This is a genomic window from Arthrobacter sulfonylureivorans (assembly GCF_047607445.1).
GTDB lineage: Bacteria > Actinomycetota > Actinomycetes > Actinomycetales > Micrococcaceae > Crystallibacter > Crystallibacter sulfonylureivorans_A.
The window spans coordinates 1-25,683 of sequence record NZ_JBLKRT010000001.1 but is presented as its reverse complement, the minus strand read 5'-3'; the positions used below and the strand labels follow the sequence as shown (position 1 = coordinate 25,683).

Genomic DNA, 25,683 nt, shown 5'->3' with positions numbered 1-25,683 from the left:
GCCGTTAGGCTAACCCTGTGCCGTCCCCGCATTTGGATTCGAAGGTCAACGAGTCCCAGCACCTGCTGGCGCGGGTGCTGAATGACCTGCGGACAGAGTTCGACCTGCCGCAGGAGTTCGACGCGGGCGCACTGGCCGAAGCGCATGCCGCCGTTGCCGCCCACCAACTGCCGGAGACCGATCTGACGTCGCTGGAGTTCGTCACCATCGACCCGCCGTCATCCACCGACCTGGACCAGGCGATGTACATCGAGTCCGGCAACGCCGGCTACACGGTCTGGTATGCGATCGCCGATGTTCCGTCGTTCGTGGCGGCCGGCGGGGAGCTGGATGCCGAAACGCGCCGGCGGGGTCAAACCATCTACGCCCCGGACGGGCGGATACCGCTGCACCCGGACGTCATCGGCGAGCAGGCCGGGTCCTTGTTGGCGGACCAGGTGCGCTCGGCTTATGTGTGGCGTTTTGAGCTCGACGCCGGTGCCCGCGTCACCGCGGCCACGCTCGAACGAGCCAAGGTGCGCAGCCGGGCCAAGCTCAACTATGAGCAGGTGCAGCAGGACATCGATTCAGGCGACGCGGCACCCACCCTGCTGCTGCTGAAGGAAGTGGGCCTCAAACGGGTGGAACTGGAGCGGGAGCGAGGCGGCGCCAGCCTGAATGTTCCGGACCAGGAAATCGCCCACGACGGCCGACACTACTTCATTGTCACCAAACCCCCGCTGCCGGTGGAGGATTGGAATGCGCAAATCTCGCTGATGACCGGAATGGCGGCAGCCCGGATCATGCTGGAAGGCAAGATCGGCATCCTCCGCACGATGCCGGGCCCCGATGCCGAGGCCGAAGCCCAGTACCGCCGGCAAACCGAGGCCTTGGGCTTCCCGTGGCCGCATGATGTGGCCTACGGCGACTACCTGCGCAGCCTGGACACCACCGATCCCCAACAGCTGGCCCTGATGCATGCGGCCACGGCACTGTTCCGCGGCGCCGGTTACACGCCGTTCGACGGCGAATTGCCCGCCGAACAGCTCCAGGCAGCCATCGCCGCCCCCTACGCCCACACCACCGCCCCGCTGCGCCGGCTGGTGGACCGGTTTGTGCTGGTGATTTGCCATGCGCTGTGCGCTGGCGAGCCGGTGCCGCAGTGGGCGCGCGACGCCTTGGACGAATTGCCCAAGCTGATGGCAGCCTCCGACCAACTGGCAGGGCGGGTGGACCGCGCGGCCTTGGACGCGGTGGAAACGGCGCTGCTCAGCCACCGGGTCGGCGAGGAATTCGACGCCGTGGTCATTACCGGCACCCGCAGCCCGGCAAACGGCAACGGCAACGGCAACGGCAGTTCAAACGGCAGCGCAAACGGGAGCCAAGGCAACCGTAACGGCAACGGAAAAGTCCTGGTGGCGGGCCGCGGCAAAGGCAGCGGCAACGGCAATGGGAATGGCAACGGCAATGGCGCCCAAGAGCCGTATGGCGTGGTCCAACTCAGCGATCCTCCGGTCACCGCACGATGCACGGGGATCTTGGAGGCAGGAGCCACCGTGCGCGTCCGGTTGGCTGTGGCGGATATCGAGGAACGGCGGCTGCGCTTCGAATTGGCCGACGGATAGCCGTCCCTCGGTGCGCCGAAAAGCCCGGTTTGCCCCGCACCGGTAGACTTAATCGTGTAGTACTGGATGCCCGGTCGTTGATTGAGTGATTTGAATCCATCAACAGATCAGCCCCTACGCGATCTTAAACCTCCTTGCCTGCCGTTACCGGCCGGCCGGGAAAGCAGTTGTTAGCCCGCGATCGGCTTCCACTGGTTGCGCCACGCTTCCGCTTTGTTCCGCTGCCGCATCATCTGTGGCAGGACCGTTGAGCACCGGCGGCGTCGGCGCCTGAATGAACGGTATGTAATTGAACACTGACAACATCCAAGTGGGCGGCGAACAGCTCATCCACGCTGACAACAGCGCCGAAGAACTCGCCGTGGAGGCCTCGCTGGCCTCGGACGAACGCCCGCACGAACTGCCCAAGCAGACCTTCGCCGATTTCGATGTCCGCGCGGACATTGTTCGTTCGCTCTTTGACGCCGGCATCACCCACCCCTTCCCGATCCAGGCCATGACCCTGCCGGTCGCCCTCGGCGGCCACGACATCATCGGCCAGGCCAAGACCGGCACCGGCAAAACTTTGGGCTTCGGCATCCCCGCGCTGCAGCGGGTCATCGGGCCGGATGACGACGGCTTCGACAAGCTTCCCGTTCCCGGCGCGCCGCAGGCCCTGATCATCGTGCCGACCCGCGAACTGGCAGTCCAGGTCGGCAATGACCTCACCACGGCTTCCAAGCAGCGCAATGCGCGCGTTGCCGTCATTTACGGCGGCCGCGCCTACGAGCCGCAGATCGAGATGCTGCAGAAGGGCGTGGAGGTCGTGGTCGGCACCCCGGGCCGGCTGATCGACCTGCACCGGCAGAAGCACCTGAGCCTGAAGAACGTCCGCATCGTGGTGCTGGACGAAGCCGACGAAATGCTGGACCTGGGCTTTTTGCCGGACGTCGAGACCCTGCTGGCCGCCACCCCGGCCGTCCGCCAGACCATGCTCTTCTCCGCCACCATGCCGGGGCCCGTCGTCGCCATGGCCCGGCGCTACATGACCCAGCCGACGCACATCCGGGCCGCCGACCCGGACGACGAAGGCATCACCAAGAAGGACATCCGCCAGGTTGTCTACCGGGCGCACAACCTGGACAAGGACGAAGTGGTGGCCCGCATCCTGCAGGCCGAGGGCCGCGGCCGGACCATCATCTTCACCAAGACCAAGCGCACCGCCGCCAAACTGTCCGAGGAACTGGTGGACCGCGGATTCGCTGCGGGCGCCATCCACGGCGACCTCGGCCAGGGCGCCCGCGAACAGGCCCTGCGGGCCTTCCGCAACAACAAGGTGGACGTGCTGGTTGCCACCGATGTCGCCGCCCGCGGCATCGACGTGGAGGACGTGACCCACGTCATCAACTTCCAGTGCCCCGAAGACGAGAAGACCTACCTGCACCGGGTGGGCCGCACCGGCCGGGCCGGCAACAAGGGCACCGCCGTCACCTTTGTCGATTGGGACGATGTTCCGCGCTGGGGCCTGATCAACAAGGCCCTGGGCCTGGACGTTCCGGAACCGCAGGAGACTTACTCCTCGTCCCCGCACCTGTTCACCGACCTGAACATCCCGGAAGGCACCAAGGGCAGGCTGCCGCGCAGCCAGCGCAAGCTCGCCGGCATCGACGCGGAAAAGCTCGAAGACCTCGGTGAGACCGGCAAGCGCCAGTCGCGTTCCGGCGGCCAGCGGCAGGATGGCGGCCGTGGCGGATCCCGCCGCGCCGGCGCACACCAGGGCGGCCCGCAGAGCCGGTCCGGCTCGGGCAACCGCCGCCAGCGCCGCAGCGGCGAGGAGGCCCCCGCGGAAAGCCCGGCCACCGCTTCCGCCGAGAAGCCCCGCCGGAAGCGGTCGCGCACCCGCCGCCGCAACGGCGAGGTCGTCAATCAGGCGGCCAAGCAGGGCACCGACGGCGCCAGCGGGGAATAGTGGCCGACGCCCGCTGGACGCAGGACGGCAGCTCGCTGGTCGTCAGGGCGGACAACGCCGACTTCCTGCCCACGCTGCCGGACGGCTCCTTCACCATGATCTATCTGGACCCGCCCTTCAACACCGGGCGGGTCCAGCGTCGGCAACAGACCTCGATGGTCCGCAGTGCCGACGGCGAAGGTGACCGTGTCGGGTTCAAGGGCAGGTCCTACCAGACGGTCAAAGGCACGCTCGCCAGCTACGACGACGCCTTCGACGACTACTGGTCCTTCCTGGAACCGCGGTTGTCCGAAGCCTGGCGCCTGCTGGCCGACGACGGCACGCTCTACCTGCACCTGGACTACCGCGAGGTGCACTATGCCAAGGTGCTGCTGGATATCTTGTTCGGCCGCGAAAGCTTCCTGAACGAAATCATCTGGGCTTACGACTACGGCGCCCGGGCCCGCAACCGCTGGCCGGCGAAGCACGACAACATCCTGGTCTACGTAAAGAACCCCAAGGCCTACCACTTCGACAACACCGAAGTGGACCGCGAGCCCTACATGGCACCGGGCCTGGTGACTGCGGAGAAGGCAGCACGCGGCAAACTGCCCACCGATGTCTGGTGGCACACCATCGTCTCCCCCACCGGCCGGGAGAAAACCGGCTACCCCACGCAGAAGCCGGAGGGGCTGCTGCGTCGCATGGTGGCCGCCAGCAGTCGCCCCGGTGACTGGGTCCTGGACTTCTTTGCCGGTTCGGGGACCCTTGGCGCGGTGGCCGCCGGCATGGACCGGAAGTTCGTCTGCGTGGACCAAAACCCGCAGGCCATCGACGTGATGCGCAAACGGCTGGGCAAGCATGCCAGGGTCATCGATGCTGGTGGGACCACCGTCGTCGATGCCGCCGAGTCTGCCGCCGTCGGGGCCGGGGAATCAGCAGCGCTGCCGGCTGGCTGACGCACTTCTTGGGGCCTGCTGCGCCGGTCAGGGCCCCGCGGTCAGCGCGGGGGCCCGCGGCGCGGCCAGGCATCGCAAGCAGCCTCAATAACGACGGGGCCCGGAATCAGTTACATGAACTGGTTCCGGGCCCCGCCGTCGTTGGGGAACAGGGTCCGCTGCTGGCAGCTAAATGATGCTGCGGCCCTCGCGGCGGGACTGGACCCACTCCTTCAGGAAGCCGCGGGAGATGACATAGAGGGTGCCGGCCACGATGACCGGCCAGATGAGGATGTAAACCGTCAGGAGCAGAGTCTCCATCGAAGTCTCCTTACTTCAGTGCCGCGGTGTGGCCCGCGGTCTCGGAATCGGCGGTGGACGGTGCAGCTTCGCTGGGATCGAAATCGCCGATCCGCTGCTTAATGGTGTCGAAGTCGAAGTCCATCGTGCTGCGTGCCGACATCAGGTAGCAGACCACGGTGCTGACCGCGTAAGCGACCAGGGAGCCGCTGAGTACTGCGTAGTCGTGCAGGTTCCCGATCGCGAACGGAGCGGCGACGATGGCACCGGCGGCAGCGATGATCTTGGCCCACTTGAGGCCGAAGAAGCCGAAGGCCATCAGGCCCAGCACCACGCCGATGCCGACCACGGAGACGACGTCGAAGAAGATGCCGACGGCACCGTCCATCGGCAGCCAGCCGAACCGCACGGGCAGGAAGAAGGCCAACGCCACCAGCACGGACACGGTGAAGGCCTTGTTGGTGACTTTCTCCCAGTAGAAGCTGGCGATCACCGGGAAGACCAGTGCACCCCACAGCGCCCCCACGAAGACCAGCAGATCCAGAATGCTCATCTGCCCGCTGGCGAAGTAGAGCGCGGCCGCAGTGGCAACGATCATGGTCACGCGGCCCACCAACAGCATGGTCTTGGCGTTGGCCTTGGCCTTGCCCACGGTCTGGCCATAAACATCGGCCATCATGATCGACGACAGCGCCGAAAGGTCCGAGTCGGCTGTCGAGGAGAGCGCGCCGATGATCATGATCAGGAAGACGCCCAGCAGGATCGGATGCAGGTACGTGGAAGCCATCTGCGGGATCAGGTTGTTCAGGTCTCCGCCGGAAGGCACCAAACCGGTGTAGAGGGCCATGACGCCGAGCATGCCGACGCCGATGACCGTGGCACCGTAGCCCACGGTGGCGGTCACGAAGGTCTTCTTGATCAGGTCCTCGCGTACGGCGAAGAGCCGCTGCGCGATGGTCTGGTTGCCAATGGCGTAGGCCAGGACGGCAGCGATGTAGGGCGCGCCCTGGTTCAGGAACGCCTCGCTGGAGAAGAAGTTCGACTGCTCGGGCGTCAGGTTCTGCGCGCCCGCTTCAAACATCCCCGGACCGCCTGCCGCAAAAAACACGGCAGGAATGATCACGACGACGGCGCCCAGCATGGCCAGCACCTGGGCGAAGTCGGTCAGCACCGAAGCGCGGAATCCGGACCACAGGGTGTAGAGCAGCACGCCGGCTGCCACGGCGATGACGCCCTGGCCGAAGCTGAACGGAGAGAGCAGCGCCACCAGCGCGCCACCGGCGATGAAGTTCGAGGTCAGGCTGATCAGGCTGCCAACAACGTTGGAGCCGGCCAGCATCAGCTGGCTGGAACGGCCGTGGCGGACATACATCACTTCCGCCAGCGTGTGTGCCTTCGGTGCCACCGCACGGATCCGTTTGCCGAAGGGGTAGATGAACAGGATCATCAACGCGCCCCAAAGGCCGTAGTGGATCGGCCCGGAAATACCGTAGGTGTAGCCGGACGTCGCCGACGCGTACATTGACGACGCCCAGATCCAAGTTGCCGTCATGCTGGCCGCCGAAATGCCGAAGCCCAGCTTGTTGCCGGCGGTCATGTAACCGTCGGCGTTCTCTTTCTTTTTCCCGATGAGCGCAGACATCAGGAGCGTGCCGCCATAAAACAGCACGAGCAGCAGAATCACGGTCCAGCCGCTGAGTTGGTAGAAATCCGCATTTTCGTGCGTCATTCCGGTCCTCTCGTTCTTGGCCAGCCCACCGGATGCCAGCCAGGCCAAGTGCGCGCCGAGCCTTTCGGCTCGATTGCCATGTTGTCCGGCCAAAGTGCATCGGACGAAAGAATCCGGTGGAGGATTCGAAGCGCGCTGTCCCGCCCGGAACTGACCCGGACCCAAAACCGGTCGCTCTGCGCGACGTAAAAATGACGGCGCGATGTCCTCGCGCCGCCCTGCACAGGCAGTTGCTGTCGATCAGTCAACTGCGGGACGTGGGATGCCCGTCGGGACAGTTTTTCCGGATCATGGACATCGGAAACTTGCCCGGAGGAAGCATCAAGTGCAGGATGACTCTATCATTTTTCGGCGGTTAGGCCGGAAAAGGTCATAACAAAGCCGTAACCGGTCAGCGGGCGAGGCGTCCCGGCAGGTAGGGCTTCGTGCCGGTTCCGAGGGCCAGAATGCGGTCCAGCATGTCCGGCTCGGTGGTGTTTTCGCCCAACCGGTTCGGTTTGCCGGTGCCGTGGTAGTCGCTGGAGCCGGTGATCAACAGATCGTGCCGTGCGGCGATCCGGCGCAGCTTTTGTCGGCCTGCTTCCGGGTTGTCCCGGTGGTCGATTTCCACGCCGGCCAGTCCCGCCTCGATCATCTGCGCAAACACAACATCGCCCACGATCCGGCCCCGGCTGCTGGCCACCGGGTGGGCAAAAACGGGCACACCTCCGGCCTCGCGGACCAGCGCGACGGCGGTGGCAGGATCCGGTGCGTAGTGCGGCACGTAGTAGCGCGAGTGCGCGGTCAGGATCTGGGCAAAGGCCTCGCTGCGGTCGGCCACGACTCCGGCGGCCACCAATGCGTCGGCGATGTGTGGCCTGCCGATCGTCGCACCGTGGCCCAGATGGTTGGTGGTGACTTCGGACCACGCGATGGGAAAGTCTTCGGCCAGTAGCTCCACCATGCGTTCGGCCCGCGTCATCCGCGCATCGCGCGCCTTGTCGATTTCCGCCAGCAAACCGGGATGTGCCGGATCATGCAGGTAGGACAAGAGGTGGACGCTGATCCCCTCGACCGTCCGGCAGGTGACTTCCATGCCCGGCACGAACCCGATGCCGGCCTCAGCCGCGGCGTCGTAGGCCACCTCCCAGCCGGCGGTGCTGTCATGGTCGGTCAGCGCCACCACGTCAAGACCGGCGGCTGCAGCGGCTCGCATCACTGCGGCGGGCGGCTCGGTGCCGTCGGAAACCGTGGAATGCGTGTGCAGGTCGATCATCACAGCACCAATTTACGCCAGGACTTCCCCCGACGGCGGATGTTGGCAGCGCCATGGGCCGATGAGACGATGGACCGGTGAGTACTTACCAGGAAGAAAACGCTTCGCAGCAGGCTGCCGGTGAGCAGCCGCTGGAAGACCGTGTCAACAACCGATCCCAGCGCCCCGAATCGGATGCCTTCAAGGAATTCATGGGCAGCCACTGGGCGCCGGCCGATTCCTCCGCCGTCGAGCAGGCAGCCGTGGCGCCCTACGCTGCGCGCCGCCGCCGCGCCCTGTCCGACCAGTTCCAGGGCGAGCGCCTGGTCATTCCGGCCGGCCCCCTGAAGGTCCGCTCCAATGACACCGACTACCGCTTCCGCCCGCACTCGGGCTTCGCACACCTCACCGGTCTGGGCCTGGACAATGAGCCCGACTCGGTGCTGGTCATGGAGCCCACCGAGGCAGGGGCCGGCGACGACGGCGGCCACCACCGTGCCACGCTGTACTTCCGCCCGATGTCCGGCCGCGATTCCGCCGAGTTCTACGCGAACGCCCGCTACGGCGAGTTCTGGATCGGTCCCCGGCCCACGCTCAAGGAGCTGAACCAGCGGCTGGGCCTGCCCACCGCCGACTTGAGCGAACTGGAAGTTGCGATCACCAAGGACGCCGGCGTCGTCCACGTCGGCGGCATGCGGATCCGGTTGCTGCGCGAAGTCGACCTGAACGTGGATGCCCTCGTGGACACCTCCCGGATCAACACCGGCGTGGATCTGGAGGAGTCCGACCAGCTCGACGGCACACTTGCCGAAGCCTTGTCCGAACTGCGCCTGCTCAAGGACGAGTGGGAAGTCGAGGAGATGAAGAAGGCCGTGGCTGCCACGGTCAGCGGCTTCCACGAAGTGGTCAAGGTGCTGCCGCGTGCGCTGACGCACGAGCGCGGCGAACGCGTGGTCGAAGGCGCCTTTTTCGCCCGGGCACGCGAAGAGGGCAATGACCTGGGCTACGACACCATCGCCGCCAGCGGCAACAACGCGACCATCCTGCACTGGATCCGCAACAACGGACAGGTGAAGGCCGGCGACCTGCTGCTGCTGGACGCCGGTGTGGAGGCCGACTCGCTCTACACCGCCGACGTGACCCGGACGCTGCCGGTCAACGGCACGTTCACGGACGTCCAGCGCAAGGTCTACCAAGCGGTCCTCGACGCCGCCGACGCCGGGTTCGCCGCCGCGCAGCCCGGCGTCAAGTTCCGGGACATCCACACGGCCGCCGTCACCGTACTCGCCGAGCGGCTGGATGAATGGGGACTGCTGCCGGTTCCGCTGGACGAGGCCCTCTCCCCCGAGGGCCAGCACCACCGGCGGTGGATGCCGCACGGCACCAGCCACCATCTGGGCCTTGATGTCCATGACTGCGCCCAGGCGAAGCGCGACTTGTATCTGGACGGTGTGCTCACTCCCGGCATGGTGTTCACGATCGAGCCGGGCCTGTACTTCAAGGACGAGGATCTGGCGGTACCGGCCGAATACCGCGGCATCGGCGTGCGGATCGAGGACGACATCCTGATGACCGCCGACGGTCCGGTCAGCCTGTCAGCGGCGCTGCCGCGCAAGCCGGAGGACGTAGAGTCCTGGATGGCCGGTATCTACGGCACGTCCGGCGAGTAAACGGGTCAGCCGGCAACGGCCAAACCCGGATAACATGACAAGGGGTCCGCCGTTCACGGCGGACCCCTTGTCGTTAAGGTGCTGGTGTGGCTGGCGGCCAGATGCTGTCGCGGCCGGCGCGTTAGGTGCCGGCGGCCAGGTCCGGGACGGCTAGCTGTTGGAACGGCCCTCGCCAGCGGACGGATCGTCGTTTCGTTCTGGATGTTCGGGCCTGCCGGCGCCGGGCTGGCGGCTGCTGTCCTCCGGCTGGGTCGGGCCCGCCGGCTGCGCAGGGGCACTCTGCTGCGGCGCGTCCGCTTGCGGTTCGGGCGTCACACGGATTCCGTACTGCGGGCGGCCGTCCGGCAAATCCGGGTAACGTCCGCGTATCGGCTGTCCGGGGGCGGGCTGCCCTTCCGGCTGGACCGGGCCGGGCTGCTGCTGCGGTGCCGGGGCGTTGCCGCCCTGACGGTACGGATCCTCTCCCCACTGCGCGGGCCGCTCCGGTGCCTGCGGTTGCTGGCCGAAGGGCGGCTGCTGGCCGTAACCTGCCGGCGGTTGCTGGCCAAAGGGAGCCGGTGCCTGGTTGACCGGCTGCCCGGGGCGGGCGGTGCCGGCCATCGGCAACTGTGCGGCGAGCCGGCGGGCTTCCTGCGCCACCTCGGTAGCCACCACCACGTCATAGCTGGTGGCGATCACCTGGTTGGTGGACGTGAAGTCCCGCTTGCCGCGCTGCAGCGCGTAGGAAATGATGCCGAACAGCATCCAGAACGCTGCGCCCATGGCCATCGACGAAATCAGCAGCACATACGTTTCGCCGCCGCCGAACAGCATCAGCAGCAGCCCCACGAACAGGCCGAACCAGGCGCCGGTGGCCGCCCCGGAGAGGGCCACCCGGGGGTAGCTGAGCCTGCCGGTGACGCGCTCGACGGTCTTGAGGTCGTTGCCGACGATGGTCACGTGCTGGACGGGAAACTCCTGGTCAGCCAGGTAGTCCACTACTTTCTGGGCATCCAGATATGACCGGTAGTTACCGATCAGCTCTCCCTGTGGAAGAGCACGGTTCAGGTCCCGGGAATCTGTGCGGCCAAGCATCGACATATCCTCATTGTCGCTGATATGCGCGGCAGATGGTCCAGGTATCGCTTCAGGTGAACGGCGGTCACCGGATTTGGCCCGGTCAAGCGTGCTCGGCGCCCGCCAACCCGTCACCCGGATCCCACACCGAGAGATGGCCGGATCCCGGATTTCGGGGCCCAGCACGTAGCCTAAAGGGGTGAGCACAAAAACCAACCGCGTCTTCGTCGCCCGGCTGCTGGGCCTGGATGTCTTCGACCCGCTCGGGGACCGCCTGGGCCGGCTGCGCGACGCCGTTGTGCTGGACTACGGCCCGGCCAAGCCGCCGCTAGTCGTCGGCCTGGTGGTGGAGGTCCCGGGCAAGAAACGGGTGTTCGTCCCGATGACCCGGGTCACCTCGATCAACGCCGGGCAGATCATCTGCACCGGGCTGGTCAACCTGCGCCGGTTTGAACAGCGCGGTGCCGAGACCTTGGTAGTTGCCGAGATGTTCGACCGACGGGTCACCCTCGCCGACGGCAGCGGCGATGCCACCATCTTGGACATCGGCATGGAGCAGTCCCGCGACGGCGACTGGTATGTTTCGCAGCTCTTTGTCCGGCGCGGGTACTCGAGTTCGCCGCTGCGCAGCCTGCGGCGCAACGAAACACTGATTGTGGACTGGCAGGAGGCCTTCCAAGGCGCCCGCCACGAACCGCAGGCCGCCGCCACCTTCGTGGCCAGCCATGAGGACCTCAAGCCCGCCGACTTTGCCGAGGCACTGCATGAAATGACGCACAAGCGCCGGCTGGAAGTCGCCAGCGAGCTTCAGGACGACCGCTTGGCGGACGTGCTGCAGGAACTGCCGGATGACGACCAGGTGCAGATCCTGACCTCGCTGGACTCAGAGCGCGCCGCCGTCGTGCTCGAAGAAATGGACCCGGACGATGCCGCGGACCTGCTGGCGGAGCTGCCCGAGGAGCAGAAGGAAGAGCTGCTCCAGCTGATGGAACCGGAGGAAGCCAAGGACGTCCGGCGGCTGCTGGAGTACGAGGAAAACACGGCGGGTTCCATGATGACGCCGGTGCCGGTCATCCTGCCGCCGGAGGCCACAGTGGCCGAGGCGCTGGCCCACGTGCGCCGCGAAGAGCTCACGCCGGCGCTGGCGTCGGCGATATTTGTCTGCCGGCCGCCGCTGGAAACACCCACCGGAAAGTATCTGGGCGTGGTCCACATCCAGCAGTTGCTGCGCTTCCCGCCGCCGGAGGCGCTGGGAAACATTGTGGACTCGGACCTGGAACCCGTGCTGGACCAGACCGACGTCAGCGACGTGGCGCGGACCCTGGCCACCTACAACCTGAACGCGCTGGCAGTGGTCAACCGGGCCGGCCGGCTGGTGGGTGCCGTGACCGTTGACGATGTGCTGGACCACCTGCTGCCCGACGACTGGCGGGCACAAGACGACTCCCCCGTGATTGGAGGCGGACGCGTTGGCTGAGAAGACAGACCGCAAACTCAAAGTCGCCGGGCTGGACACCCCGCGCGAAACACGTAGCCGCCTGCTGGCCCGGATACGGCCCAACCCGGACGCCTTCGGCCATGCCACGGAGAACTTTGCCCGCTTCATGGGCACCCCACAGTTCCTGATGTGGATGTCCGTTTTCTGTGTGGTCTGGCTGGCCTGGAACACCTTCGGCCCGGAGACGCTGCGGTTCGACAGCGCGGCACTGGGCTTCACTGCGCTGACCTTGATGCTCTCGCTGCAGGCCTCCTATGCCGCTCCCCTGCTGCTGTTGGCACAGAACCGCCAGGACGACCGCGACAAGGTCTCGCTGCAGCAGGACCGCCAGCGCGCCGAACGCAATCTGGCCGACACCGAGTACCTGACCCGGGAGCTTGCCGCGTTGCGCATCGCCATCCGCGAAGTGGCCACCCGGGACTTTGTCCGCAGCGAGCTGCGTTCGGTGCTGGAGGAACTTCTGGACGACGAGTCCGGGGAGGAACGCCGCCGCGGCCGGCGCAGGCCCTCCGACGCGACCGCTGCGCTGCCCAAGCTGCCGCAGGCCCAGAACGGCGGCCAGGAGTACTGATTCATGGTTGATCTACACAAGTCCGAGCTGCCGGATCAGGCAGCGGTGACGCGCGCTCTGGCCACGGTGATTGATCCGGAGCTCCGTCGGCCGATCGTGGAGCTGGGCATGCTCAAGGACGTCCGGATTGACGACGCCGGACGGGTCACCGTGGGCGTGCTGCTCACCATTGCCGGCTGTCCGCTGCGCGGGACCATCACCGCCGACGTCGAAGCGGCGCTCGCACCGGTTCCCGGAGTATCCGGTGTACAGGTGGAGCTGGACGTGATGACGCCGCAGCAGCGCAGCGAGCTGAAGGAACAGCTGCGCGGCTCCGACCGGAGCAATCCGTTCGCCGACCCCTCCTCGCTCACCCGCATCTACGCCGTGGCCAGCGGGAAGGGCGGGGTGGGCAAGTCCAGCGTGACCGTCAATCTAGCCTGCGCGATGGCTGCGCAAGGACTGCGGGTGGGCATCATCGACGCCGATGTCTACGGGTTCTCCGTCCCCGGGCTGCTGGGCATCACGCAGGCCCCGACCCAGGTGGACGAAATGATCCTGCCGCCGGTGGCATACGGGGTCAAGGTCATTTCCATCGGCATGTTCGTTGCGGACAACAAGCCGGTGGCCTGGCGTGGGCCGATGCTGCACCGGGCGCTGGAGCAATTCCTGACCGACGTCTACTTCGGCGACCTGGATGCGCTGTTCCTCGACCTGCCGCCGGGCACTGGAGATGTGGCTATCTCGGTGGCGCAGCTGCTGCCGTCGTCGCAAATTCTGGTGGTGACCACCCCGCAGACCGCCGCCGCCGAAGTGGCTGAGCGTGCCGGCGCCATCGCCGCGCAGACCGGGCAGCAAGTGGCGGGAGTGATCGAAAACATGTCCTGGCTTCTCCTGCCGGACGGATCAAAGATGGAGGTCTTTGGCTCCGGCGGCGGCACGACCGTCGCCGAGCGGCTCTCCACGGTACTGGAAACGCCGGTTCCGTTGCTGGGGAGCATCCCGCTGGAGCCGTCACTGCGGGCCGGCGGCGACGCAGGCCGCCCGATCGTCCTCAATTCGGGGAGCGAACCCGGAGCGGGTGTAGCCGCGGAGGAACTCCGCAGGATCGCGACGGAATTGGCAGCGCGTCCGCGCGGCCTGTCCGGACGCCCGCTCGGCGTCACACCCCGCTAACAGCCTTCCATCTGACGCGCTGCGCCGACCGGCAGATCTGGCGCGCTGCGCCGACCGAAAGACCGGCGCGCTGCGCCGACCGACAGACCGGCGCGCTGCGCCGACCGGCACCCGGTTTCGCGCAGGCGATGCCCGACGGCGAATGCCGGGCTGTCTGGATCAGGTCGCCTCTGAGTCGAACGGAGTGGGTTCGCCGTCCGCAAGCTGGACCGCTGGCTTTGCGACCGGACGCCCCGGCGCCCGTGAGCCGGTGGACACTGCCGTGCCGGCCGCCGCTGCAGCTGCCGCGGCCACAGCAGGTGCCGCCGGCGCGGGACGCGGCGCATCATCGTCGTCGTCCAACAGGGCTTCTTTGATGATCCGGCGGGGATCGTATTGCCGCGGATCCAGCTTCCGCCAGTCCATGTCCACAATCTCGTCGCCGACTTCTTCACGGAGCTGTTCCTTGGCGCCGGCGGCCATCGTTTTCAACTGCTTGACGAACTTGGCCAATTGGGCGGCATATTCGGGCAACCGCTCAGGACCGAGGATCACCACGGCAAGGATTGCCAGGATGATCAGTTCTGAGCCGTTGATTCCAAACACGATTGAAGATTACCCGTTCGTTGTGCCGGTGAGCCACTTTGGCGCTGCCAGTCCGGCGTTCCGCGTGGTCCTGTGACGTTCCGCCTGTCTCGGCGTGAATCAACCGGATGCCGGCGGGCTGACCATCATCCCGAGGCCGCGGATAATGCGGCTCAGCGGGTCGTCCGACGGCGCCGGAGCAGGCAGCTCCAGCCGGGAGTTCTCCGTCAGGACCACCTGGCTGACGGTTTCCGGCATCTGCGCCAGCGGCAGGTCGGACCGCAACGTATAGGTCACGTCCTCGGAATCGAGGACTACCGTCCACACCTCGCCGTTCCGCATCCAGACGGCACGGCCCAGTCCGGCGACTTCCTGGAATCCATCCATCGTCACGGGATGACCCGTGGTGGCGTTCAGCGGTGGTGCGGCTTCGCCAGCGCCTGCTCCCTCCCGGTCGGCGTCCGCACGCCGCTGTTCGGTGATGACAACCCGGTGGCTGCCGTCGCTCAGGTGGAGCCTGACGGCGGGCTGGCCAGCCACCAGCAACTGTTCAGCGCTCTGCAGGTGGTAGCCCAGTCCCAGCAACAGCGGGCAGGTCCAACCGTTGCGGCGCAGGGCTTCCAACCCCGAACTGTCCACGGCCACCGGCCGCATGACGGCCGCATTTGCGGATACCGGCGCCCAGGCCGTCCCGGCCGCCGGGGATGGGGTCTGTGCCTCGCCGCCCAGGACGTACGCGGCGGACAGCACCAAGACGGCGCAGCCAGCCATCACGCCGCCAATGACAGCCACCACGCGCGCGGATGGTTTACCCGCGGTACCGGGGGTGGCGGCCGGAGCTGCGGCTGAGACTGGCAAGAGACCGGCATGCTGGCCCGCAGTGTGGGACCGGCCGGCCCGTGCGGAATCGGACCAACCCGGCTGCCCGGCATGGGACCGGCCGACCGGCGCGCCGAAACGGTCGATCCGCGGATCGTTGTCGGCGGGCATGGTTCCGGTGGCTCCCCTGCCGGTGGGCCTGGCCTGCGGTGTGGGGGTTTCCGGCCGGCTGCAGCGCAGGATGCGGGCGGTCAGGTCCTCGCCGGGGGGCGGCACGTCCAGTGACCGGAGGCGCTCTTGGATTTGGCGGTACTCGTCGACGCTGCGGCGGCAGCGCTTGCAGCGTTTTAGGTGGCGTTCGAGCGCCGGACGGCGATCATCGGAAAGTTCGCCATCCAGATACTCCGCCAGCTCTTTTTCCGGGTGGAGCATTGCAGCGATCAGTGCGCTCCGATGATCCGGGGCAATTTCAGGCGGGGGCGCTTGCCGCCGGGATCCCGGTGTGCCAGCTTTTCACGGAGCATTGTCCTGCCGCGGTGGATGCGCGAGCGAACAGTTCCCAGTTTGACGTCGAGGGCCGCGGAGACTTCCTCGTAGGACAATCCCTCGAGATCGCAGAGCACGACGGCGGCGCGGAAGTCCGGCGGCAACTCCTCCAACGCGGTTTGGACATCGATGTCCAAATTGTTGAATTCAAAGCTGCGCTCGGGGCCGGGGTCCTTGCCGGGCAGCCGGGCTTCGGCTTCCTCGCTGAGTCCGTCGAAGCGGATCCGGCTCTTGCGCCGGGCCTGGTCCAGAAAGAGGTTGGTGGTGATCCGGTGCAGCCAGCCGTCCAGCGTGCCGGGTTTAAAGTTCTCCAACGACCGGAAGACCCGGACAAAAACTTCCTGGGTGAGGTCTTCGGCGTCGTACCGGTTTCCGGTGAGCCGGAACGCCAAGCGGTAGACCTTGGCGGAGTGGTTACGGACCACTTCTTCCCAGGTCGGGGCAACCCACTGATCGTTTCCGGCGGCTACCTCCGGAGCCGCGTCCGGCGCGGCGCCCTGAAGCTTCGTCATAGTAGTGCCCCTTCCACGGCCCGCCACACGTGCCGCCCACCGTCCCTGGTGGCCGGGAATGCGGCGCGCATGCTGCCGGTCTGGCTAACGGCGTCCCGGGTAACCATCTTGGCCCAGAAAACTGGGAGAATTCTGTAAAGAAGCTGCGCGAACCCCGCCAAGCCGAGCAGCGTTGCGCTTCTTTTGCCGTCCGTGGCCTTGGCTTGCGCCGGATGCGCGGAATTCCGGCTATTTCTGGCAGTAGGCTTGGCACTACGGCCCCTTGGCCGTTCCCCTCACGAACTTGAAGAGAAAGCGATGATCCATGAGCGCCGACAAGCAGACGAGTTGGTCCTACACGGAGGGGCTTCCCGCCGAGGATGACGTCTTGCTGCGGGCCCGTGAACGTTCGTATGAGCTGGGTGTGGCAGCCGTCGGACCCGGCGTCGGCGCGGCCCTGACCGTCCTCGCCGCCGGCACCAAAGCACAGACCGTGGTGGAAATCGGCTCCGGCGCCGGCGTCTCCGGAGTCTGCTTGCTGCGCGGACTGCCCCCGGCCGCGGTGCTGACCACCATCGACGCAGACGTCGACCACCTGCGGGCAGCCCGCCAGGCCTTCGCCGATGCCGGGATCCCAGGCAACCGCACCCGCACCATCTCCGGCCGTGCCGCCGACGTGCTGCCGCGGCTGACCGACCATGCCTACGACCTGGTCTTCGTCGATGCGGACAAGCCCTCCTACCCGCTCTACGTGGAGCAAGCCGTCCGGCTGCTCAAGCGTGGCGGCATGCTGATTGTCAATGACGCGTTGGACCGTGACCGGGTCTCTGATCCAGCCATCCGGGAAGAGTCCACCACTACGCTGCGCAAGGTCGGCAAGGCGATCCGCGAGAACGACCAGCTGATATCCACCATCCTGCCGACCGGCGACGGGCTGCTGCTGGCCGTCAAACGCTGACGGGTACGGGCGGGGCTGCCCATCTGCGGTTTCGGCTGCGGGGGTCGGGCTGAGTGCCGAGCGCTGGCCTGGCCCCAGCAGCCGCCGGCTAGGTGCCGAGCGCTGGCCTGGCCCCGGCAGCCGCCGGCCAGGTGCAGGTAGCGCTGGCCGGGCCCCGGCAGCCGCCGGCTTAGTGTCGGTGCGGGGGCCTAGTGACGGTGTCGCCGGCCTAGCCGCGGTAGGAGCGCAAGAAGGACAGCAGGAGCCGGGCACCATACCCGGTAGCGCCCTTAGTGACTTCGCCCTGGTCGGAGTCGGCACGGGCGGGACCGGCGATGTCCAGATGGATCCATGGCGTCCCGCCCACGAACTCGCGCAGGAACAGCGCCGCCGTGATCGATCCGCCGCCGACCTTCGACTTCTGCGACGCAATGTGGGAGATGTCCGCGATGCCGGACTCCAGCGCGAAGCCGTACTCGGCCGCCACCTCATCCAGTGGCATGTGCCAGACCCGCTCCCCGCTGGCCTCGCCGGCGGCTTCGAAAGCACGCAACAGGCGGGGCTGTGTGCCGTAGAGCGCTGCATGCTGTTTGCCCAGCCCCATGGAGGCGGCGCCGGTGAGGGTGGCTACATCCACCAGGACGTCGGGCTGCAACCGCGCCGCGGTGTAGGCGAGCCCGTCGGCCAGCACCATGCGGCCCTCGGCGTCCGTGTTGCCGATCTCCACGGTGGTGCCGTCGTAGACGGTGACCACGTCGCCCGGCCGGTAAGAGCCGGCGCCGATCGAGTTCTCGGCCAAGGCGAGCAGTCCAGTGACGCGGTGCTCCACGCCCAGTTCCGCAGCCGCGGCCAGCACTGCCATGACGACGCCGGCGCCCGCCATGTCGGTCTTCATGGGAACCATCGGTTCGCGCGGCTTGAGCGACAGCCCGCCGGTGTCGAAAGTGATGCCCTTGCCGACGATCACGATGTGCTGGGTGTCCGTTCCGGCGTGTGCCGGCACGTAGTCCATCTGGACCAGCCGCGGCGGGGTCGGCGACGCCGCCCCCACGGCCAACAGTCCGCCGAAGCCTTCGGTCGCCAACTGGTGCTCGTCCCAGACCTGGACGCTCAAGCCGCTGCCGCCGGCGAGCCGCCGGGCCTGGCCGGCCATCCACTCCGGGTTCTTGACGTTGGACGGCATGTTCGCCAAGTTCCGGGCCAGCCAGGTGGCCCGGGCACCGGTGGCGGCAATGGCGGCCGCCCGCTCCGCCATCCCGCTGACTTCCAAAACCGCCGCCATCGTCTTCGGCGCGGCTGACGCCCCGGCACGCAGCGGGCGGTAGCCGCCCAACAGGAAACCCTCAACAAACGCCAACTGCAGCTCTTCGGGCAGACTGTCCGCCGCGGTGGTGCGCACCCTTTCGGTCCCCATCGTCGCCCGCGCCAAGGCTGCTCCAGCCTTGCGCAACTCCGTGGGGCTGCCGCTGCCCACGCCAATCAGGACCAGCCGCGAGGGCAGTCCTTGGGAGTGCGGTGGTGCCGGCACTGTCAGTACGTCGCCCGCCTTGCCGGAGATCCCATGGACCTCCGCCAGGGCTACGACGTCGACGCCGAAGTCCGCTGCCGCTTCGCCCGCCCCGTGGCGCGGCTGCGGCGTGGCCCGGTCAGCACTGCCATCGCCGGCGGCAATCGGCACAGCCACAACTGGGACCCCTTCGGCGCCGCGGACCGGCGACTCCCCGCGGCCGAGCCCGGGGCGGACCTGGACCAGCGCCATCGGCGGCTTCGCCAGGGTCGACTCCAGATAAAGGGCGGTGTGTTCCGCTGCGGTGGCGGGAACGCGGCTCACAGCAAACGGTTCCTAGCTTGCCACGTCGCTGGTGACGCCCAGCAGGCAGTCTTTGAGGTTGCCCGCTTCTTCGGCGTTGAGCTCCAGCACCAGACGTCCGCCGCCGTCGATGGGAACCCGCAGGATGAGGCTGCGCCCCTCCTTGGTCACTTCCATCGGACCATCACCGGTACGCGGTTTCATCGCAGCCATCTGGGAATTCCCTTCCGCCATGGGGCAGGCCGATCCGTGATCGCCCTGCCCGCCAACTCACATCAACGGCCTTCATTTGTACGGCCGTCATGTCCAACCACTACCCATTATCGCGTACATCACAACCGGGTGCTAATTCCACCCCGGCGTGGTGCGGCGAAACAGCCCTTGCGGCTACGGCGGATAATCCCCGCCGCCAGGTAGTTGAGACCAGGACCAGAGCCAGGTGACCCACACAATCTGCCCTGCTAGAAACATCAACGCCAGGCAGATACGGTAGGCGCGGCTGCGCGATACGAAGGCCGCAGCCAACGCCAGCGGGAAGAGCGGGAGCATCAACCGGAACGTGCTGGTCTGCGGGTGCAGGAAGGCGAGCAGGTAGCCCAGATAGCAGACACACCACAGCCTCAGCTCGGTCCCGATGCTCCGCGCCGGCGCACTGCACAGGAACCAGGCGACGACGGCGACCAGCAGCAGGGGCGCCATCATGCCGCCCACCGGCCCGAACAAGTGCACGCCCATGTCGAACCACGGCCTGAACAGGACCAAATCTTCGCCCCGCCAGGCGGTCTCCGTGTCGGTATAGGCGCTCGGCTCCCCGGTGATAGACCAAGCCAACACCGGCCAGGCCACCGCGGCGGCGCAGCTGACCAGCGCCAGCGCTGCTGCCCGGAGGAACTCCGGGGTGTCCAGCGGGTCCGTGCGGCGCTGCTTGATCCGCCACAGCAGGTGCAGGCCGGCGAGCGCCGCGAACGGCACGCCCACCGGCCGGGACAGGCACATCAGCACCACTACCGGAATGGCCAGCAGGTACTTCCGTTGCACCAGCAGCAACAGCGCCGCAGCCAGCAGCGCCAGGTTAAGCGACTCTGCGTAGGGCACCTGGAGGATCGGCGAGACCGGAAAGACCGCTACAAACGCCACAGCCCACAGTGCGGTGCCGTGGGATGCGTACCGCCGGAAGAGCTTGAAGATCCCCAATACGGCAGCGAAGCCGGCAATGGTCGCCACCAGTGGGGCCAGCACCTGCCAGCCCAGCCCGGTGGCTGCCGCCAGGCCGCGGACAATGCCGGGGAAGAGTGCGTAGAACGCCCATTGGTTCTCCACCGCCCGCCCATCCATACCGCGCGGGATCTGGGTCGGATAGCCCTCCAGATAGACCTGCCGGTACCAGGCACTGTCCCAAATACCGATGAAGGAGAGGTAGTCCGGATGCGCATCGGTCCACGGATTCGAAACCTGATGTCTTGCCACGGCGAGGAAGACCAACAGGGAGTACACCCGTGACAACCCATACAGCAGGGTGACTTGGACCCACCACGGCCACCCGCCGATCCGTTGACGCCAGAAGTAGAACTCGGCGTTCACAGCCTCCCGCAGCACCCGCGTCCGCGGGAGTCGGTCCTGCACCCGGGTCATCCTTCCCGCGCCGGGTGGGCGCCGCCGTCGTCCTGTGAACCGTCGTCGTGCTGTGACTGGCTCATCTGCCGGATCAGGCGCTCCTTGGCACCCAGCTCAGCCCGCAGCACTTCCAGGACTTCGTCCACCTGATCCATCCGGTAGCCGCGCAAGGCGGTGGAAAACCGCAGGCTGTCCAGGTCCTCGGCGCGCGGATGCTCCGGCAGCAGCACGGCCGGCAGCCGCGCATCATGCTCGCTCAGTCCCTGCAGCGCGGCCACGTGCCCGACTTCCCACCCTTCGCCGGCGTCTTCGGCGCCGGTGGGCTTCTTCCGGCCCCAGCGTCCGGACGCCGCAACAGCAGCGGCGCCTGCGACGGCGATGGCCAGGAAAACCAGAAATACGCTCACAGGATCATCGTGCCAGAGTGATGGTCCGGCCGGCCTAGAACCCGGTGCGGGACGACAACCCGGAAACGATCTGCTGGACTGCTTCCTCGGCTGTGTCCACCACGCTGATCAGGTCCAGGTCGACGTCCGCAATCATTGCTTCGGCCAGCAGGGTGTTGCGGATCCAGTCGATCAGCGGCGACCAGAAAGCGGTACCGACCAGCACAATCGGGAAGGACGTCACCTTCTTGGTCTGGACGAGCACCATGGCTTCGAAGAGTTCGTCCATGGTGCCCAGGCCGCCGGGCAGCACGATGAACCCCTGGGCATACTTGACGAACATGGTCTTCCGGGCGAAGAAGTACCGGAAGTTGATGCCCAGATCCACCCAGTTGTTCAACCCCTGCTCGAACGGCAACTCAATGCCCAGCCCCACGGATACCCCACCGGCCTCGCTGGCTCCCTTGTTGGCCGCCTCCATGGAACCGGGACCGCCGCCGGTGATGACCGCGAAGTTCTGCCGGACCAGCAAGCGTCCAATCTCTTCCGCGATGGCGTAATGCTTGCTGCCGGACTTAGTGCGGGCGGAGCCAAAGACGCTGATCGCGGGGCCAAGATCGGCCAAGGTGCCGAAGCCTTCCACGAATTCGCTCTGGATCCGCAGCACCCGCCAAGGATCCGTGTGCGTGAACTCCGCCCGGTCCTTGGTGTCCAACAGATACTGGTCTGCCTGCGGGATGTCCGCTTGGCCGCGCCGCAGTTCCACGGGTCCCTTGAAACGGGTCTTCGGAGCGCCGGGGAGTTGGGACGGCAGCGGAATATCTTGCTGGTTTGTCATTACCCAAGGCTACAGATTCGGCGGCCTTCCGGGGTGGTTTTTGCGGCGATTCGGCCGAGGATTCGGCGTTCTTGGCCTGCCGTGCGCAGGTTGCTCTTGAATCACGATTCCGACCGTCCGGTCGCTAATGCGTTGCGTGAAGGAATTCTTTCGCTAGATTCGTTCCATGACCAGTGACGAATCGCATAGTGAAATGCCGCCTGCTGCTCCGGCGGCGGCAACCGGAGCCAGGTCTGCCACCCCGACGGGTCAGCCGCTGGTCTCCTTGAAGAACGTGAACAAGCACTTCGGCGCCCTCCACGTCCTGCAGGACATCAACCTGGAGGTCACCAAGGGCGAAGTAGTGGTAGTGATCGGTCCGTCCGGTTCCGGCAAGTCCACACTCTGCCGGGCAATCAACCGCCTGGAAACCATCGACGACGGCGAGATCCTCATCGACGGCAACAAGTTGCCGGCGGAAGGCAAGGCGCTGGCCAAACTGCGCGCCGACGTCGGCATGGTCTTCCAGTCCTTCAACCTCTTTGCCCACAAATCGATTCTGGAGAACGTCACTCTGGGTCCGATCAAGGTCAAAGGGATGAAGCCGGCCGAGGCCAAGGAACTGGCCATGAGCCTGCTGCAGCGGGTGGGCGTGGCCAACCAGTCGCAGAAGCTGCCGGCGCAGCTCTCCGGCGGACAGCAGCAGCGCGTGGCGATCGCCCGGGCGCTGGCGATGAAGCCGAAAGTCATGCTCTTCGACGAGCCGACCTCGGCGCTTGATCCGGAAATGATCAACGAGGTGCTGGACACCATGGTGCAGTTGGCCAAGGAAGGCATGACCATGATCGTGGTGACACACGAGATGGGCTTCGCGCGGAAGGCAGCCGACCGGGTGATCTTCATGGCCGACGGCAAGATCGTGGAGCAGGCCACGCCGGAAGAATTCTTTACCAACCCGAAGAGCGATCGGGCCAAGGACTTCCTGGGCAAGATCCTCGAGCACTAAAACCCCTTACTCACCTGGCCCTTCCTGATGGAGGGCCGACAACGCAAGGAGAAAACATGCGCAAGACCCGTTATGGAATGGCCGCACTGGCAGCCGGCGCAGCCCTCGTCCTGTCCGCCTGTGGCGGCGGTGGCGGTAACGAAGGCGGCGGCGGTGAGGCCACGGGCGGCGGCGAAACCGTCCGCATCGGTATCAAGTACGACCAGCCGGGCCTGGGCTTTTCCTCCGGCGGCCAGTTCAGCGGCTTCGACGTGGATGTAGCCAAGTACGTGGCCAAGGAGCTGGGCTACACCGAGGACCAGATCGAGTTCGTCGAGTCGCCCTCGGCCAACCGCGAAAACATGCTGGCCAACAACCAGGTGGACATGATCTTCGCTACCTACTCCATCACTGATGAGCGGAAGAAGACCGTCGACTTCGCCGGTCCGTACTTCGTGGCCGGCCAGGACCTGCTGGTCCGCGCAGACGACAACTCCATCACCGGCCCGGATTCGCTCAACGGCAAGAACCTCTGCTCGGTCACCGGTTCCACCTCCGCCCAGCGCATCAAGGACGAGCACGCCTCCAACGTGAACCTGGTCGAGCGGCCCAGCTACGCGGAATGCGTCACCGCAATGCAGGGCGGCCAGATCGATGCCGTGACCACCGACGACATCATCCTGGCCGGTCTGGCCGCGCAGCCGAACAACGCCGGCAAGTACAAGGTTGTGGGCAACCCGTTCTCCGAGGAGAACTACGGCGTCGGCCTGCCGAAGGGCACCGACAAGTGCGCCGACATCAACGCCGCGATCAACAAGATGGTCGAAGACGGCTCGTGGGACGAAGCCCTGAAGAAGAACACCGAGGGCGTCGACTACTCCTACAACACGGAACTGAACCCGCCGAAGCCGGGCGAAGCCTGCGCCTAGCTCCACCTGCTGTGGGGCGGGGCTCCGCCCCACAGCATGACTTGCCTCTTCCCACCGAAAGGGGATGGACAGTTTGTCCGAGTACTTCCAGAGCTTTCTGACGGCGCTGCAATCGTATGACGTCGTCGGAGCCTTCTGGGTCAACATCCAGCTCGCGTTCTGGGCCGCACTGGGCTCCGCGGTCCTAGGCACTGTCCTGGCGCTGATGCGTATCTCTCCCGTGCCCAGCTTTCAATGGGTAGGTACTGCGTACGTCAATGTTTTTCGCAACACGCCGCTGACCATCATCATGACCTTCTGCATCCTGGTCATGGTGTTCCAGCTGCAGATCAATCTCTCCAGTGATTTCAACTTCAACTTCTTCCTCTGGGCCATCGTCGGTTTGTCCGTCTACCACGCCGCCTTCGTCTGCGAAGCGATCCGCAGCGGTGTCAACACCGTTCCGCTGGGCCAGGCCGAAGCAGCACGTGCCATCGGCCTCAGCTTCCTGCCGGCGGCCTGGATGATCATTCTGCCGCAGGCTTTCCGCGGTGCGATTGCTCCGCTGGGCAACACGCTCATCGCGCTGATCAAGAACACCACAGTGGCGACGGCGGCGTCGGTCGTTGAAGCGGCCGGCCTGATGAAGACCATGATCGAATTCCGGCCGGATGTCATCCTCGCCATCTTCGCCACTTTCGCCGCCGGGTTCGTGATCCTGGTGATCCCGGTTGGCCTGCTGACCACTTGGCTCTCGAGGAAACTGGCGGTGGCACGATGAGCATCAAGCAAAGCGTCCTCTTCGACGCACCCGGCCCAAAGGCACGGGCGAGGATCCTGGGAACCAACATCGTTGGGATCCTGATTTTCGTCGCCGCTGCGTTCTTCATTCTGAAGGGTCTCAGCGACAAGGGCCAATTGGCACCCGAATTGTGGACCCCCTTCCTGACCGCAGAGGTCTGGGAGTTCACCATCCTGCCGGGCCTGATGAATACCTTTAAGGCCGCAGCAGTCTCGATTGTCACGTCCGTGGTCTTCGGATTGCTCTTCGGCGTGGGCCGGCTCGCCTCGAACGCCACCCTCCGCTGGCTCTGCGGCGTGATCGTTGAATTCCTGCGGGCCGTACCCGTGCTGCTGATGATGATTTTCTTCTGGCTGCTGTTCGGGCAGCTGCAGGTCGGCACCCCCGCTGACATTCCGTTCTACGCCGTCGTGGTGGCGTTGACGCTGTACAACGGATCGGTCATCGCCGAACTGGTACGGTCCGGCGTGTACGGCCTGCCCAAGGGACAGCGTGAAGCAGGCATGGCCATCGGCATGACCCGCGGCCAGTCGTTGCGGAACATCGAACTCCCGCAGGCACTGGTGGCCATGCTGCCGGCCCTGGTCAGCCAGTTCGTGGTGATCTTGAAGGACTCCGCCCTCGGCTACATCATCACCTACTCGGAGCTGCTGCGGTCCATGCAGATCTACGGTTCGGCCGGGCCGATCCTGCAGTCGCTGACGGTAGCCGCCGTGCTCTTCATCATCATCAACTTCGCCTTGTCCTGGGTTGCCAACTGGCTCTCCAGGTTCCTGAGCAGCCGGACCTCAGGCAAGGCAGAGCCGCTGACCACGCAGCCGATGGCCGTCAAGGTCTGACGCAGCAGCCTCGCGGCAGCGCCGAGAGAGTGCTGAAAGCAAGGGGAGGATGCCTACGCATCCTCCCCTTACTCGTTACCCCCAGCCGAATCGATCTTCCACGGCCGGACCGACGGCCCCAGCCCGGACGGGCCACCCGGTCCGGCGGCCCCAGCCCGGACGGTCAGTCCGCCAACCACCGCCGGAGCGCTGCCAGGCATTCCCGAATCGCCTCCGCCGGCACGTGTTCGTTGTCGGTGTGGGCCAGCAGCGCATCGCCGGGGCCGAAGTTGACCGCCGGAATGCCCAACTCGCTGAAGCGTGCCACGTCGGTCCAGCCGTATTTGGGCTTCGGCTCAGCGCCCACGGCGGCAACAAAGTCGGCGGCGGCGGGGTGGTTCAGGCCGGGGCGGGCCCCGGCCGCGGCGTCGGTACGCACCACGCTAAAGCCCTCCAGCAGGCTGCGTACATACAGCTCGGCGTCCTCGGGCGTCTTGTCCGGGG

General features: G+C 66.3%; 25 protein-coding genes. 12 read left to right on the top strand and 13 right to left on the bottom strand.

Annotation, left to right across the window (positions count from 1 at the left end):
- Window positions 1-17: 17 nt before the first annotated feature.
- The 3 genes from ACMX2H_RS00125 to ACMX2H_RS00115 all read left to right on the top strand — a co-directional run bounded on the left by ACMX2H_RS00125 (window position 18) and on the right by ACMX2H_RS00115 (window position 4,490).
- The gene (locus ACMX2H_RS00125; RefSeq protein ID WP_414958397.1) at window positions 18-1,604 is read left to right on the top strand and encodes an RNB domain-containing ribonuclease; all 1,587 of its coding nucleotides are present in this window, start codon (window positions 18-20) and stop codon (window positions 1,602-1,604) included.
- A gap of 328 nt (window positions 1,605-1,932) precedes the next feature.
- A complete protein-coding gene (locus tag ACMX2H_RS00120) occupies window positions 1,933-3,552 on the top strand; it encodes a DEAD/DEAH box helicase (protein ID WP_414958563.1) in 1,620 nt (539 codons plus the stop codon).
- Window positions 3,552-4,490 carry a DNA-methyltransferase gene (locus ACMX2H_RS00115; protein WP_414958396.1) on the top strand — a complete coding sequence of 313 codons (939 nt, stop codon included), beginning with the start codon at window positions 3,552-3,554 and terminating at the stop codon, window positions 4,488-4,490. Before ACMX2H_RS00120 ends, ACMX2H_RS00115 begins: the two co-directional genes overlap by 1 nt.
- 168 nt (window positions 4,491-4,658) lie before the next feature.
- On the opposite strand, the gene ACMX2H_RS00110 is transcribed toward ACMX2H_RS00115, so the two are convergent.
- The 3 genes from ACMX2H_RS00110 to ACMX2H_RS00100 all read right to left on the bottom strand — a co-directional run bounded on the left by ACMX2H_RS00110 (window position 4,659) and on the right by ACMX2H_RS00100 (window position 7,756).
- The gene (locus ACMX2H_RS00110; RefSeq protein ID WP_414958395.1) at window positions 4,659-4,790 is read right to left on the bottom strand and encodes a putative transporter small subunit; all 132 of its coding nucleotides are present in this window, start codon (window positions 4,788-4,790) and stop codon (window positions 4,659-4,661) included.
- A 10-nt stretch (window positions 4,791-4,800) separates the two neighbouring features.
- Window positions 4,801-6,498 carry a sodium:solute symporter family protein gene (locus ACMX2H_RS00105; protein ID WP_414958394.1) on the bottom strand — a complete coding sequence of 566 codons (1,698 nt, stop codon included), beginning with the start codon at window positions 6,496-6,498 and terminating at the stop codon, window positions 4,801-4,803.
- Window positions 6,499-6,889: 391 nt separating this feature from the next.
- Window positions 6,890-7,756: a PHP domain-containing protein gene (locus ACMX2H_RS00100; RefSeq protein ID WP_414958393.1), complete on the bottom strand. Its 867-nt coding sequence runs from the start codon at window positions 7,754-7,756 to the stop codon at window positions 6,890-6,892.
- A gap of 74 nt (window positions 7,757-7,830) precedes the next feature.
- Here ACMX2H_RS00100 and ACMX2H_RS00095 point away from each other — a divergent pair, with 74 nt between their 5' ends.
- On the top strand, window positions 7,831-9,402 hold the full coding sequence (locus ACMX2H_RS00095; RefSeq protein ID WP_414958392.1) for an aminopeptidase P family protein: 1,572 nt from the start codon (window positions 7,831-7,833) through the stop codon (window positions 9,400-9,402).
- A 150-nt stretch (window positions 9,403-9,552) separates the two neighbouring features.
- Here the strand turns inward: ACMX2H_RS00095 and ACMX2H_RS00090 are convergent, their stop codons facing one another.
- Complete coding sequence (locus ACMX2H_RS00090) at window positions 9,553-10,482, bottom strand: YflT domain-containing protein (RefSeq protein ID WP_414958391.1); 930 nt, start codon at window positions 10,480-10,482, stop codon at window positions 9,553-9,555.
- 175 nt (window positions 10,483-10,657) lie between these two features.
- On the opposite strand from ACMX2H_RS00090, the gene ACMX2H_RS00085 reads away from it, so the two are divergent.
- From ACMX2H_RS00085 to ACMX2H_RS00075, 3 genes are read left to right on the top strand one after another with little or no spacing between them, the layout of a single operon-like run.
- Complete coding sequence (locus ACMX2H_RS00085; protein ID WP_414958390.1) at window positions 10,658-11,935, top strand: magnesium transporter MgtE N-terminal domain-containing protein; 1,278 nt, start codon at window positions 10,658-10,660, stop codon at window positions 11,933-11,935.
- The gene (locus ACMX2H_RS00080) at window positions 11,928-12,527 is read left to right on the top strand and encodes a DUF1003 domain-containing protein (RefSeq protein ID WP_136784714.1); all 600 of its coding nucleotides are present in this window, start codon (window positions 11,928-11,930) and stop codon (window positions 12,525-12,527) included. The genes ACMX2H_RS00085 and ACMX2H_RS00080 overlap by 8 nt, the downstream gene beginning before the upstream one ends.
- A gap of 3 nt (window positions 12,528-12,530) precedes the next feature.
- Window positions 12,531-13,682: an Mrp/NBP35 family ATP-binding protein gene (locus ACMX2H_RS00075; protein ID WP_414958389.1), complete on the top strand. Its 1,152-nt coding sequence runs from the start codon at window positions 12,531-12,533 to the stop codon at window positions 13,680-13,682.
- Between the two features lie 159 nt (window positions 13,683-13,841).
- Here ACMX2H_RS00075 and ACMX2H_RS00070 read toward each other — a convergent pair whose 3' ends face one another.
- From ACMX2H_RS00070 to sigE, 3 genes are all read right to left on the bottom strand, one after another.
- Window positions 13,842-14,267 carry a Sec-independent protein translocase family protein gene (locus ACMX2H_RS00070; protein ID WP_414958388.1) on the bottom strand — a complete coding sequence of 142 codons (426 nt, stop codon included), beginning with the start codon at window positions 14,265-14,267 and terminating at the stop codon, window positions 13,842-13,844.
- Between the two features lie 99 nt (window positions 14,268-14,366).
- Window positions 14,367-15,497 (bottom strand): anti-sigma factor family protein, encoded by a 1,131-nt coding sequence (locus ACMX2H_RS00065; protein WP_414958387.1) that lies wholly within the window; start codon window positions 15,495-15,497, stop codon window positions 14,367-14,369.
- Window positions 15,498-15,505: 8 nt separating this feature from the next.
- Window positions 15,506-16,123: an RNA polymerase sigma factor SigE gene (sigE, locus tag ACMX2H_RS00060; RefSeq protein WP_414958386.1), complete on the bottom strand. Its 618-nt coding sequence runs from the start codon at window positions 16,121-16,123 to the stop codon at window positions 15,506-15,508.
- Window positions 16,124-16,427: 304 nt separating this feature from the next.
- Between sigE and ACMX2H_RS00055 the strand changes: the two genes are divergently transcribed.
- Complete coding sequence (locus ACMX2H_RS00055) at window positions 16,428-17,060, top strand: O-methyltransferase (protein WP_414958385.1); 633 nt, start codon at window positions 16,428-16,430, stop codon at window positions 17,058-17,060.
- 208 nt (window positions 17,061-17,268) lie between these two features.
- Here ACMX2H_RS00055 and ACMX2H_RS00050 read toward each other — a convergent pair whose 3' ends face one another.
- From ACMX2H_RS00050 to ACMX2H_RS00030, 5 genes are all read right to left on the bottom strand, one after another.
- Window positions 17,269-18,870, bottom strand: a complete 1,602-nt coding sequence (locus ACMX2H_RS00050; RefSeq protein ID WP_414958384.1) for a leucyl aminopeptidase family protein — start codon at window positions 18,868-18,870, stop codon at window positions 17,269-17,271.
- A gap of 12 nt (window positions 18,871-18,882) precedes the next feature.
- Window positions 18,883-19,062, bottom strand: coding sequence for a DUF3117 domain-containing protein (locus ACMX2H_RS00045; RefSeq protein ID WP_127511285.1), 180 nt, complete (start codon window positions 19,060-19,062; stop codon window positions 18,883-18,885).
- Between the two features lie 174 nt (window positions 19,063-19,236).
- Window positions 19,237-20,472: a hypothetical protein gene (locus ACMX2H_RS00040; protein WP_414958383.1), complete on the bottom strand. Its 1,236-nt coding sequence runs from the start codon at window positions 20,470-20,472 to the stop codon at window positions 19,237-19,239.
- Window positions 20,473-20,477: 5 nt separating this feature from the next.
- On the bottom strand, window positions 20,478-20,870 hold the full coding sequence (locus ACMX2H_RS00035) for a DivIVA domain-containing protein (protein WP_414958382.1): 393 nt from the start codon (window positions 20,868-20,870) through the stop codon (window positions 20,478-20,480).
- Between the two features lie 34 nt (window positions 20,871-20,904).
- Entirely contained in the window at window positions 20,905-21,687 is a 783-nt protein-coding gene (locus ACMX2H_RS00030) for an LOG family protein (RefSeq protein ID WP_136784722.1), read from the bottom strand.
- A gap of 193 nt (window positions 21,688-21,880) precedes the next feature.
- Between ACMX2H_RS00030 and ACMX2H_RS00025 the strand changes: the two genes are divergently transcribed.
- The 4 genes from ACMX2H_RS00025 to ACMX2H_RS00010 all read left to right on the top strand — a co-directional run bounded on the left by ACMX2H_RS00025 (window position 21,881) and on the right by ACMX2H_RS00010 (window position 25,200).
- Window positions 21,881-22,672, top strand: coding sequence for an amino acid ABC transporter ATP-binding protein (locus tag ACMX2H_RS00025; RefSeq protein WP_414958562.1), 792 nt, complete (start codon window positions 21,881-21,883; stop codon window positions 22,670-22,672).
- 56 nt (window positions 22,673-22,728) lie between these two features.
- A complete protein-coding gene (locus ACMX2H_RS00020) occupies window positions 22,729-23,580 on the top strand; it encodes a glutamate ABC transporter substrate-binding protein (RefSeq protein ID WP_414958381.1) in 852 nt (283 codons plus the stop codon).
- 64 nt (window positions 23,581-23,644) lie between these two features.
- On the top strand, window positions 23,645-24,340 hold the full coding sequence (locus ACMX2H_RS00015; RefSeq protein WP_414958380.1) for an amino acid ABC transporter permease: 696 nt from the start codon (window positions 23,645-23,647) through the stop codon (window positions 24,338-24,340).
- Window positions 24,337-25,200: an amino acid ABC transporter permease gene (locus tag ACMX2H_RS00010; protein WP_414958379.1), complete on the top strand. Its 864-nt coding sequence runs from the start codon at window positions 24,337-24,339 to the stop codon at window positions 25,198-25,200. Before ACMX2H_RS00015 ends, ACMX2H_RS00010 begins: the two co-directional genes overlap by 4 nt.
- A 163-nt stretch (window positions 25,201-25,363) precedes the next feature.
- Here ACMX2H_RS00010 and ACMX2H_RS00005 read toward each other — a convergent pair.
- Window positions 25,364-25,683 (bottom strand): M20/M25/M40 family metallo-hydrolase (locus ACMX2H_RS00005; protein ID WP_414958378.1); only part of this gene is annotated, 320 nt, incomplete at its 5' end.